Genomic DNA, 11,722 nt, shown 5'->3' on the forward strand with positions numbered 1-11,722 from the left:
TGCTCAACCTTGAATTATTATCCTGACATGCTATACGTACAACATGATAACGTCCCGCGCCAGCCAGAGTGCGTGGTGCCAGAAGTGCTTTGTCGATCTGTAGTTTAGCTACATTAACCAGAGCCTGCGAGTATAGCCGCGACGTGGAGAAGGCAAGAAATTGCGCTGATTCTCGCAATCTCTGCTGTTGACATCCTCCTGCGCCACTGCGTTTTATATGGCTCTTAGAGAAAAATGTAGTTGAATTACGAAATGTTACCATCTAGCATTCGTGCTGCGTGAGGTGTGGAAGTGCCGATCGGCGCCCGCAACGCGAGGGATTTACAAAGGGAGGGGAGCTTTGCTCAAAAAACTAGCACAAGCGTCGTTGGCAGCCGCAGTCAGCGCTATCGCACTCTTGCCGATGCTGGGCGCTGCGCCGGCCGTCGCGCAGGAAGGCGAGGATATCGATATCACCATAGGCTGGGTACCGCCTGATATCACCGGCGTATTCAAGACGGCCACCAACTTCTTCGAACTGGCTGCCCAGGACGCCAACAAGAATGGTTTTAACGTCAAGATCCTGACGAAGTCGCCGACCAGCCCCACGGCTTTCGCCGAGCAGGTCAGCATCATCGAGGACATGATCCAGCGCAAGGTCGACCTGATCGCCGTTTCGCCGGCTGAGGTCGCGACAGTCAAGCCGGCCCTGGTGCGCGCTACGCAAGCCGGCATTCCGGTCGTCGTCGTCAATCTGCTGGAGCCGATCGACGCGTCGACGTCTCGTCCTATATCGGATTCGACAACACGCAGGGCGCGGAAGTGAGCGCCTATTCGGTCGTGGACTATTTCGGGGGTCCGGGTGTGCTCGGCACCGGCGAAAAGGTCGATGTCGAGCCTGGCACCTATCTCGATCTGAAGTTCTGGGAGGATCTCGCTTCCAAGCTCTCGGCGGAGGACAAGGCAAAGATCAAGGCCCGCGGCGCCATCATCGAGGGCGTTGCCGGCGGCTTTTTCTCCACGGCTCGCCTCAACGGTTTCCGCAAGGTGCTCGAGCAGTTCCCGGGCATCGAGATCGTCGGCGGCACTTGCGCGGGCGACTGGAACCGCGAGAAGGGCACCCGTTGCGCGGAGGATATCCTTCAGGGCAATCAGGATGATCTCGACTTCATCTGGGCGGCGTCGAACGAGATGGGACTCGGTGCGATGCTCGTGGCGGGGGCGCAGAACCGTCTCGAAACCACGCAGGACGGCGCCGAGATCGGCAACAAGAAGGTGGCCATCTTCACCAATGACGTTACCCCGGAATCGGTCGACCGCATCGCCGAGGGCAAGATGATTGCCGAAACAACCCACGGCTTTGCCGATTGGGGATGGTTCGGCACCAAGTTTGCCGTCGAGCTCGCCTGCGGCCTGGAAGTGCCGAAGACCTTCGATATCCGCCCGCGCAGCGTCTACGAGGCGAATGCGCGCAACTTCTATCCGGAACCGAAGCTTGAGTCGATCGACTGGAAGGCCATCCGGGCGAACTGCAAGAAAGCCGACTGAGTCTCCTCTACAGCGCCGTGTGTCTTATCAGACGCACACAGGTCGCTGTAGCACTTTGATCTGCTGCATGTTTTTGTCCTTTAATCGGATCCGATTAAAGGAAACATGCAGTAGGACCGCGGGGCATCTTCGCTATGAAGGTGCTCCGCGCCGCTCTCTGGGTGCAGACAGGCGGTACCGGCGCAATTCCAGAAAACTGCCTGGCGGTTTTCCGTCCGGAATTGCGGAAAGTCAGAGATCGAAGCAGTTCTGCGATTCGGTGAAAAGCGGAAATGCTCCAGGGATTGAAAGGGCACGTTCAGTGCCCGTTCCGAACAGCAGTTGTGGGCGATGAACCAGCACGAAATCCTTCTGAAGCTCGAGAATATCGAGAAACGCTTTCCCGGCGTCGTGGCGTTGAAGTCGATCTCGCTCGAGGTGCGCGCCGGAGAGGTGCAGGTGCTTCTCGGCGAGAATGGTGCCGGCAAGTCGACGCTGATGAAGATTCTTGCCGGCGAGCACCCGCCGACGGACGGGACTATCGTGGTGGGCGGCCGGAAGGTTCCGGCGCTCACTCCGACGCTCGCCACGGAACTCGGCATCGGCCTCGTGCATCAGGAACTGAGCCTTATCCCGGCGCTCAGCGTCACCGAGAACATTTTTCTCGGCCGGATGCCGCGCAACGCATTCGGCAAGATAAACTGGAGCAAGGCGCATGCGGATGCCCGACACGCGCTGGAAGCGCTCGGCGTTTTCATCGACCCGGCCGCCGAGGTGCGCACGCTCGAAGTTGCCGAGCAGCAATTGGTCGAGATTACGCGTGTCCTGGAGCGCGGCCCGCGCATCCTTCTGCTCGATGAGCCGACTTCGGCGCTGTCCGACGGCGAGCGCAGCCGTCTCTTCGATGTCATCCGCCTTCTGAAACAGCGCGGCCACGGCATCATTTACATCTCGCATCACCTCTCGGAAATTCCATTGATCGCCGACCGCGTTACGGTGTTGCGTGATGGTATCGTCGTAAAGACGCTGCCCGCCGACCAGGCGGATGAGGAGACGGTGATCGGCTTGATGGTCGGCCGCAGGCTGGAAGAACAGTTCCCCAAGGAAAAGGTTGAGCTCGGGACGCCTGTACTCGTCGTTGAAAATCTCGCCTCCGGAACCACGCTGAAGGATCTCTCCTTCACGCTCCGTCGCGGTGAAATCCTTGGAGTATACGGCTTGATGGGCGCCGGCCAGGCGGAGATAGCCAGCGCTCTTTTCGGTCTGCAGGCGGTCAATGCCGGTTCTGTCGAGGTCGAGGGCAAGCGCGCGAATTTCCGGCACTCCTCGGATGCGATTGCGGCGGGCCTCGGTCTGATCTCGCGCGACCGCCGCCAGAGCCTCGTGCCGATGCAACCGGTCGGCCCCAATCTCAGCCTGTCCTGGCTTGCCGGCAAGTCGCTTCTGTCGCGGCTCGATCTCACGCGCGAGCGCGAGGAGGGCAGTCGCTACATTTCCGATCTGCGCATCCGGCCGGCTTCCACCACGCACAAACTCTTCTTCTTCAGCGGCGGCAACCAGCAGAAGGTCATTCTGGCGCGATGGATGTCGAGCGGCGCGCGAATTCTGATTTTCGACGAGCCGACCCGCGGCATTGATGTCGGCGCCAAAGCGGAAGTGTTTGCGGTGATGAGCCGCCTGGTATCGGAAGGTGCGTCGATCCTGATGATTTCCTCGGAACTCAACGAACTGATCGGTATGGCGGACCGCGCGCTGGTGATGCGGGGCGGGCGGCTCTCGGCGGAATTGCCAAGGAAAGAGATATCGCAGCAGAACCTGCTGCGATATGCGAGCTAGAGCAATTCCAGGGAGAGTGCGTAGCGGTTTTCCGTCCGGAATTGCGGCAAAATAAGGGGTTAGAGCTAGAGCGGGATGAAGAAAAGTGTGCGCGGTTTTCCGCCAGCATCCCGCTCCAACCTGTTGGAAACGATCACGATGATTTCAGGTCGATCCGACCTAAAATCATCGTGATCCAGGGAGTGGGAATGCATATGCGTGCGGAAAAGAAACCGGACACCAAGGCCGGTGCGGCTGGTGGGCGTAAAACGAAATTGAAGGCGATCGTCTTTCAGGCCGGGCCGCTGATCGCCCTTGTCCTGTTGATGGCTTACCTCGCTTTTGCGACATCCAACTTCCTGACGTTCGACAACCTTTCCAACGTGGCGCGCCAGTCCGCCTTCGTTGCCATTATCGCGGTCGGGCAGACATTCGTCATCCTGACCGGCGGCATCGACCTGTCAGTGGCTGCCATCGCCGCACTTGCCGCATCGATAACCGCCGTCCTGCTCACGCAGCCGCTCGTGCTCTTCGGGGTCGATTTCGGTTTCGTGCCGCCGCCGGTGGCCGTCCTCATAGGGCTTTTCATCGGGGTGGCTGCCGGTGCAATCAACGGCTGGCTGATTTCCAAATTCAAGATCCCGGACTTCATCGCGACACTCGGCACGATGACGGCCTTTCGCGGCGCCGCGCTGCTGGTCACCGATGGCCTGCCGGTCCCCTCGTTCAACGCCGGCCGGCAACTTCCCGAAACGCTGATCTGGGTCGGCGGCGGTCAGCTCTTCGGCGTTCCGGTGAGCGCGCTCATCGCGCTGCTCTGCGCGGCCGCCGGCTGGTACGTGCTTCGCTACACCGCGCTCGGGCGGGCGATCTATGCCGTCGGCGGTAACCGTGCGGCCGCCCATTCCTCCGGCATCAGTATTTCGCGGACCAAGATCATGACCTATGCGATATCGGGCCTGCTGGCCGCGATCGCCGGCATCATCCTCGTCGGGCGCCTCAATTCGGCCAATGCTTTGATGGCGGAGGGCGAAGAACTGCGCTCCATCGCTTCCGTCGTGATCGGGGGCACCAATCTCTTCGGCGGCGAAGGCGGAGTATGGGGATCGATCATCGGCGCGGCCATCATCGGCGTGCTCGGCAACGGTCTCAACCTGCTCGATGTGAGTCCGTTCTGGCAGCGCATCGCGCAGGGCATCGTCATCGTGGTCGTCGTGATCTTCGATCAGTGGCGCCGTCGCAGCATGACACGCGTTTAGAGCGGGACGAGGAAAGCGGGTGCGGTTTCCGCCCGCACCGCGCTCCGGCGTGGGCCTGCCGGAAGGCGCAGGCCGACGCGGCGCAGAAAAAAGTACCAAATCCGGAACTTGCAAAATTAGCTGCCGGTCACCTATTGCCTGTTGGCGGCGAAAAGCATCCTCTGCCGGAGACCGGCGGCCTTCGCCTGAGGGCACCGCCGGCTGCCGCGACGAACACGCTGCTTCGAAGGTGCCGAGCCATGAACATCAAGCAACTGGAAGTCCTGCGGACGCTGCTTGCAACCGGATCGACGGTCGCGAGCGCCAAGGCCATGGGCCTTAGCCAGTCGGGTGTGAGCCGCATGTTGCAGCAGCTCGAGAGCGACTTGTCCATCACACTTTTCGTCCGGGACAAGGGCCGCCTGATCCCGACCCCGGAGGCCACGGTTCTCGGCCGCGACGCTCAGAATGTGCTGCTCGCGATCGAGCGCATGTCCGGCCATGCGGAGGATCTCCGCAACGGTGCTGCCGGACCGGAAATCGTGCGCATCGGGCTGCCGAGCAGCATGTGGGAGAATTTCGCACCTGCCATGTTGATCGACTATGTTCGGGATTTTCCCGGCGTGCGCATCGAGACCTTCTTCGAGACGACGACCGCCATCACCAAGCTGGTCGAGGAACGCGTCATCGACCTCGGTTTTCTGCGCATCGAGGGCGAGACGGGGCCGTCCATTGCAATCGACACGGTTGCGAGCGGCGAGAGCGTCTGTGTCGTCCCGGAGAACCATCCGCTAGCTGAACTGCCCGAGATCAACATCACGCATCTGCGAAACGTACCGCTGATCCTGATCGGCCGCCAGCGGCCGAACCGCATGGCTCTCGATCAGGCCTTCAAGCGGGCAGGGGTAAAGCAGATGGTCAAGATCGAGACTCATACCAACAGCTCGGCCTGCTCCTATGTCGCGCATGGACTGGGCGTCACGATCATCAGCAGCTTCTACGCGAATCTGTACCGGCATCTTCCAGTCGTGCATCGACCGTTCGTTCCGCGCGCGACACAGGAATTCGGACTGGTGCGCGCCGCCGGAGTTCCACTCTCCATCGCTGCGCAAGCGCTCAGCGGAGCCCTGAAGAAGCAGATTCAGCTTTCTCAAAGGGAACAATAGACCAGGATTCTGGTCATCCCGAACGTTGCGGCTCACAGCTCCCCGCTGCATAGAGCTATGACGAATATGCATAATATTGCGCGCCAATCTCCATTCCCTCATAGTTTGGACCAACGAAACCGGTGAGGCCAATCTCCAGTCGGCTCTCAATCGTGGGGAAGCAATGCTACGTTTCATCCTGAGCCGTCTGGCGATGGCGATCCCGACGGTCGTCCTCGTCTCCGTGACGGTCTTTGCACTGATCCGGTTCATTCCCGGTGATCCCGCCGCGCTGATGCTGGGTGATATGGCTCAGCCCGATCAGATCGCCGCGATGCGGGTGGAACTCGGCCTCGACAGGTCCATGCCGCAGCAGTTCCTGATCTGGGCCGGTGATGTGCTGCGCGGCGACTTCGGCCGCTCGATCGTCAATGACGAGGCGGTGCTGCCGCTGGTCGTTTCCCGCTTTCTGGTAAGCGCGGAAATCGTCGTCGTCGCGGTCTTACTGGCAAGCCTGATTGCCGTACCGGCCGGCGTAATCGCCGCCTGGCGTCAAAACAGCCTGACGGATCTGGCTCTGGTCGGAACGGCAACCGTTCTCCTTTCCATCCCCACCTTCTGGCTCGGCCTGCTCCTGCTCCTGCTTTTCGGGCTCAAACTCGGATGGCTGCCGGTTCTCGGCTATGTCTCGATCAGCGACAATCTGGTGGACGGTTTGCTTTATCTCGTTCTGCCTGTCGTGACGCTGGTCATCCATGAAGCGGGTGTCCTGATCCGTATGGCGCGTGCCTCCACGCTGGAGGTGCTGCGTCTCGATTACATCACCCACGCCCGCGCCAAAGGGCTCTCGGAAGGCGCCGTGCTCTGGCGCCATGCCTTCAAGAACGCCTTCGGTCCGACCTGGACGATGATCGGCCTCATCCTCGGCAATCTGCTCGGGGGCATCGCCGTCATCGAAACGGTCTTCACCATACCGGGGCTCGGGCGTCTGATGGTGGACAGTATTTTCGCGCGTGACTACCCGGTCATCCAGGGATGCCTTCTGTTCGTCGCGCTCTCCTATGTGCTGGTCAACCTCGTCATCGACCTTCTTTATCCTCTCTTCGATCCGCGTGTTGTCGCCGAATGAAAAAGCTCACCCTCAACGGACTGATCGGTGGCATCCTGATCGCTGTCCTGCTCGTCACCGCTGCTGTCGGTCTCTTCTGGACGCCCTTCGATCCGATGAAGCTCTCCTTCACCGCGCGGCTCGCAGCGCCCGGCGCGGCGCACCTGCTCGGCACTGACGAATTCGGCCGCGACGTATTGAGCCGCCTGATGGTCGGCGCGCGCGCCAGCGTCTGGATCGGGGCGCTCACCGTCGGTTTCGCCGTTATCTGCGGGACGCTCATCGGCCTCATCAGCGGCTATGCGCGCGGCTGGGTGGACGGCGTCATCATGGCGGTCAACAATGCGCTTCTCGCCTTTCCCGGCATCCTGCTGGCGCTCGGCCTGCTCGCCGTTTTCGGTGCGAACCAGTACGGCATCATCTTCGCGCTCGGCATCGCCTATACGCCGTCCATGGCGCGCGTCGTGCGCGGTGCGGTTCTCTCGCTGCGGGAGCGGGAGTTCATCGAGGCCTCGCGGGTGATGGGCAATGGCGAGCTTTATACGATGTTGCGCCATATCCTGCCGAACTGCCTTGCGCCGATCACCGTTCTCGCCACCTCCATGTTCGGCTGGGCCATATTGTCGGAGAGCGCGCTCTCCTTTCTCGGCCTCGGAGTGCCGCCGCCGGCGCCGACCTGGGGGAACATGCTGGCCGCCGGCCGGCCATTCCTCCAGCAGGCCGCATGGCTCGGCCTGTTCCCGGGCCTGTGCATCGCGCTGACGCTGCTCGGCATCAACCTTCTGGGCGATGCGCTTCGCGACAAGCTCGACCCGCGCATGAGAGGTCTGAAATGACGACGGACAAACTTCTCACCGTCTGCGGCCTTTCGCTTGAAGTTGCGGGATCCGGCCATCAGGTGGTCAAGTCGGTTTCCTTCGACCTCGCGCCGGGCGAGATCTTCGGGATCGTCGGCGAAAGCGGCTCCGGCAAGACGCTGGCGACCAGATCGCTGATCTCGCTGCTGCCACCGAACATCACGGTCACCGGCGGATCGGTGACCTACAAGGGCCGCGACGTGCTGAAGCTGAAGGAAAAAGAGCTACGTCATCTGCGCGGTGCAGAGATCGGCGTGGTCTTCCAGGAGCCGATGACCTCGCTCAATCCGTCGATGACGATCGGCCGGCAGCTGGAGGAGGGGCTGGTCCTGCACACCAAGGCCCCGGCGCAGGAGCGACGCTTGCGCATCCTCGACATGTTGAAGCGGGTGGGCATCCGCGATCCGGAGGGGGCGCTTGCCTCCTATCCGCACGAGTTTTCGGGAGGCATGCGCCAGCGCATCATGCTCGCCTCCGTCATGCTTTTGAAGCCGGCGCTGCTGATCGCCGATGAACCGACCACCGCGCTCGACGCCGTGATCCAGCGCGACGTGATGGAACTGATGGTGGAACTGACGCGCGCGGAAGGGACGGCCGTGCTGCTGATCAGCCACGATCTGCCGATGGTGGCGCGCTACACGAGCCGCATCGTCGTGATGGAAAAGGGTGCGATCGTCGAACAGGGCCGCACCGAAGACCTGCTCACAGCACCGCAGCATCCCTATACGCGGAAGCTCCTCTCGTCGCTGCCCTTTCGCGGCGAGCCACGCCGGATCGACACGAGCAAGGCGCCCATGATCTCGGCTCGCGAAATCATCGTCGACTATGCCGGCCGGAAGTCCCTGTTCAGAAAGAACAAGCCGAAGCGGGCGCTGCATGGCGTCAGCATCGACATATACGAAGGCGAGGTCGTTGCACTCGTCGGCGGTTCCGGCTCCGGCAAGACGACGCTCGGCCGCACCATTGCCGGCCTCGTCAAGGAAGACGAGGGCCGCATCCAGTTCCAGGGACGGCTGCGCACCGAAAACTGGGCCGATTATCGCCTCAATTGCCAGATGGTTTTTCAGGATCCCTATTCATCACTCGATCCGCGCATGACCATCCAGGCGCTGGTCGAGGAGGCGCTGAGACTGGTGCCGGGCCTCGACGGTAACGCCAAACGTAAGCGTTCCCTGGAGACGCTGGAGGAGGTCGGCCTCGGCATGGAGTATGCCGGCCGCTACCCGCACGAGCTTTCCGGAGGCCAACGCCAGCGCGTTGCCATTGCGCGTGCGATCGCGCGCCGGCCGCGCTTCCTGATCGCGGACGAACCGGTTTCCGCGCTCGACGTAACGGTCAGGGCGCAGGTTCTCGATCTCTTCTCGGATCTGCAGAAACGCTACGGCTTTTCCTGCCTGTTCATCAGTCACGACCTCGGCGTCGTCGAACAGGTCGCAGATCGCGTCGTTGTCATGCAGGACGGTCGGATCATCGAGGAGGGGGCCCGGGATTCGATTTTCGACAGCCCGAAGGAGGCCTATACGCGCCGGCTTCTTTCGGCGATTCCCGCCCTCGACCAGAATGAAAACGGCGGCGTGACTCTCAAATGGCGTCTGGAGAATTGATGTGGATAGGCTAGGCAATTCCGGCTCGGTAAAAGAGAGACTTGCGGAAATCTGCGATGCGCAGCCTTTCGTGACGCGTTTCCTCGTCCGCAATCTCAAGACGGGCGAGACGATCGAACGCGGCGCGGAGGAGGAAACGCCTTCCGCCAGCACCCGTAAGACCTCCATCATGATGGCGGCGCTGAAGGCGGTGCACGAGCGGCGGCTCGACCTCGAAGAGCCGATCACCTACGAAGCCCGCTTTGCCGAGGAAGTGGCAAGCGGCATGTTCCGCTACCTCACGCCCGGAATCGTGATTTCGTTGCGCGATGCGATTACCGGAATGATGGTGCTGAGCGACAATGTCTGCACCAGGATGGTGTTCGAGCGGCTGACGCTGGAGGAGGTCGACTGCTACTGCAAGTCGATCGGCATGAAAGGCACGCATCATCGCTTTCTCATTCCGCCCTTGGCTCTGCCGCCGGATCATGCGCTGACCTCGGTGACGACCACGACTGCCCGCGACCAGGCCTTTCTGCTGCAGACGATCCTGGACGCGCAGGCCTCTCCCGAAGCGGCCGCAAAGCTCGGCACGTCACCGGAGCTCTGCGCCTATGCCCTGCAGACTCTCAAGAACCAGATCCTGCGCTACGCAATTCCGTCGCGCCTGCCTTTCGGCACGGTGGTGGCGCATAAGGGCGGCACGGGCAAGCGCGGCCGCATGAATGCCGGCATCGTCTATCGCGACGGCGCTCCCTTCTACATCATCTGCGCCTATACCGATGACGTGCCGCAGGTCATGCCGGACGGCACGCCGGGTTACACGGTGGCGCTCGAGACCATCGGCAGGCTCTCGCGGGCCTGCTGGGACGGATTCAGTCATAACGATCAATAAGAGGGTAGAACAAATGAAAACGCTTCTTCTTGCGGGCACCGCCCTGCTTGCCATGACCGGTATCGCAACGGCACGCGACATCACCGTCGCGCAAAGTTCTGACCTGCGCAGCAATAATCCGGGCGTCAATCGCGACGGCAATACCGATAGCGTCATCCTGCACATCGTCGAGGGACTCGTCGGCTACAACAATGTCGGCGAAGTGAAGCCGCTGCTCGCCGAGAGCTTCGAGATGTCTGCCGATGGGCTGACCTATACGTTCAAGCTGCGCAGCGACGTGAAATTTCACAACGGCAAAGCGATGACGGCCGACGACGTGGTGTGGAACTGGACGCGCTACCTGAAGCCAGAGACGAAATGGACCTGCCTGAAAGATTTCGTGGAAGGCGGGGCCGCGCCTGTGACAGGCGTCAAGGCAATCGACGCCTCGACCGTCGAGATCACGCTGGCGAAGCCGTCGGCTGTCTTCCTCGGCATGATGTCGCGTCCCGAATGCGGCTTCACCGGCATCATCTCGAGCGAATCCCTCGGTGCGGACGGCAGCTTCGTTCAGCCGATCGGGACCGGCCCCTTCATGTGGGACGAATGGAAGAAGGGCGAATACGTCCATCTCAAGAAATTTGCCGACTATGTCTCGCCGGAAAACGAAGGAAAGCCGGATGGCATGGTCGGTTCGAAGCGGCCGCTTGCCGACGGCGTCAAGTTCATGGTCATTCCGGACGCTTCGACCGTGAAGGCAGGTCTGGAATCCGGCGTGCTGGACACGGCTGAAATCTCGCCGGATCTCATTCCCGAATTCCAGGCAAGCGAGACGATGCAACTGATTGTCGCGCGCAATAACGGCAAGAACCTCTTTTACATCCAGACTCGGGACAAGGTCCTGAGCAATCCGGGCGTGCGCCGCGCCATGGCGATGGCGCTCGATCTGGATGAGCTCGTTGCCGCCGCCTCAAACGGTACGGGTGAGGCGAACGGCTCGATGGTGTCGCAGGATTCGGTCTTTTTCAGCGACACGCAGAAGAAGCGTCTGCCCTATGACGTCGAAGCCGCCAAAAAGGAGCTGGCGGATGCCGGCTACAATGGCGAGCCGATCTCGATCATAGCCAATAAGCGCGGCAACGTGCCGAGCTTCCCGGCTGCGGTCATGGCGCAGGCCATGATGCAGCAGGCCGGCCTCAACGTTCAGATCGAGGTGCTGGACTACGCGACGCAGGTCGACCGCCGTCGGTCCGGCAATTACCAGGTGATTTCCCAGTCGGTGGCGCCGCGTCTCGACCCGGCCCTCATGTATTCCTTCTATGTCGGCGACAAGGACAAGAACGCTTCCCTGATGTGGGACGATCCGAAGGCGATCGAGCTGATGAACGCAGCCTATGCCGAGGCTGACCAGGCCAGACGCCAGAAGATATTCGATGAGTTTCACGGAGCTCATGCTGAAGGAAATGCCGGGGATATTCCTCTACGACATGGTCGATGTCTGGGGCGCGACCAGGAAATTGAAGGGCCAGCCCGTCTGGCAGTCGAACGCCCGCCTTTGGGAAGTGTCAGTCGACGATTGATCCATCACAGCCGGGC

General features: G+C 61.4%; 7 protein-coding genes and 2 pseudogenes. All 9 read left to right on the forward strand.

Going from position 1 to position 11,722, the window contains the following annotated elements:
• The first annotated feature begins 340 nt into the window (after positions 1–340).
• The 9 genes and pseudogenes from FB009_RS33745 to FB009_RS12015 all read left to right on the forward strand — a co-directional run bounded on the left by FB009_RS33745 (position 341) and on the right by FB009_RS12015 (position 11,706).
• Positions 341–1,527, forward strand: a pseudogene (locus tag FB009_RS33745) (sugar ABC transporter substrate-binding protein).
• A gap of 330 nt (positions 1,528–1,857) precedes the next feature.
• Positions 1,858–3,342: a sugar ABC transporter ATP-binding protein gene (locus tag FB009_RS11980; RefSeq protein ID WP_145161612.1), complete on the forward strand. Its 1,485-nt coding sequence runs from the start codon at positions 1,858–1,860 to the stop codon at positions 3,340–3,342.
• 188 nt (positions 3,343–3,530) lie between these two features.
• Positions 3,531–4,580 carry an ABC transporter permease gene (locus FB009_RS11985; protein ID WP_012066665.1) on the forward strand — a complete coding sequence of 350 codons (1,050 nt, stop codon included), beginning with the start codon at positions 3,531–3,533 and terminating at the stop codon, positions 4,578–4,580.
• Positions 4,581–4,819: 239 nt separating this feature from the next.
• On the forward strand, positions 4,820–5,725 hold the full coding sequence (locus tag FB009_RS11990; RefSeq protein ID WP_012066664.1) for a LysR family transcriptional regulator: 906 nt from the start codon (positions 4,820–4,822) through the stop codon (positions 5,723–5,725).
• A 163-nt stretch (positions 5,726–5,888) separates the two neighbouring features.
• On the forward strand, positions 5,889–6,833 hold the full coding sequence (locus tag FB009_RS11995; RefSeq protein ID WP_012066663.1) for an ABC transporter permease: 945 nt from the start codon (positions 5,889–5,891) through the stop codon (positions 6,831–6,833).
• The gene (locus tag FB009_RS12000) at positions 6,830–7,648 is read left to right on the forward strand and encodes an ABC transporter permease (protein WP_012066662.1); all 819 of its coding nucleotides are present in this window, start codon (positions 6,830–6,832) and stop codon (positions 7,646–7,648) included. Before FB009_RS11995 ends, FB009_RS12000 begins: the two co-directional genes overlap by 4 nt.
• Positions 7,645–9,273, forward strand: coding sequence for an ABC transporter ATP-binding protein (locus FB009_RS12005; protein WP_018207884.1), 1,629 nt, complete (start codon positions 7,645–7,647; stop codon positions 9,271–9,273). The genes FB009_RS12000 and FB009_RS12005 overlap by 4 nt, the downstream gene beginning before the upstream one ends.
• Position 9,274: 1 nt before the next feature.
• A complete protein-coding gene (locus FB009_RS12010; RefSeq protein WP_012066660.1) occupies positions 9,275–10,147 on the forward strand; it encodes a serine hydrolase in 873 nt (290 codons plus the stop codon).
• 13 nt (positions 10,148–10,160) lie between these two features.
• Positions 10,161–11,706: pseudogene (locus FB009_RS12015) on the forward strand (ABC transporter substrate-binding protein).
• Positions 11,707–11,722: the final 16 nt, after the last annotated feature.

Source organism: Sinorhizobium medicae (assembly GCF_007827695.1).
Taxonomy (GTDB): domain Bacteria; phylum Pseudomonadota; class Alphaproteobacteria; order Rhizobiales; family Rhizobiaceae; genus Sinorhizobium; species Sinorhizobium medicae.

Bases quoted from the DNA above. Each gene is read 5' to 3' on its own strand.
- FB009_RS11980 (WP_145161612.1), top strand. From the start codon at position 1,858: ATGAACCAGCACGAAATCCTTCTGAAGCTCGAGAATATCGAGAAACGC.
- FB009_RS11985 (WP_012066665.1), top strand. From the start codon at position 3,531: ATGCATATGCGTGCGGAAAAGAAACCGGACACCAAGGCCGGTGCGGCT.
- FB009_RS11990 (WP_012066664.1), top strand. From the start codon at position 4,820: ATGAACATCAAGCAACTGGAAGTCCTGCGGACGCTGCTTGCAACCGGA.
- FB009_RS11995 (WP_012066663.1), top strand. From the start codon at position 5,889: ATGCTACGTTTCATCCTGAGCCGTCTGGCGATGGCGATCCCGACGGTC.
- FB009_RS12000 (WP_012066662.1), top strand. From the start codon at position 6,830: ATGAAAAAGCTCACCCTCAACGGACTGATCGGTGGCATCCTGATCGCT.
- FB009_RS12005 (WP_018207884.1), top strand. From the start codon at position 7,645: ATGACGACGGACAAACTTCTCACCGTCTGCGGCCTTTCGCTTGAAGTT.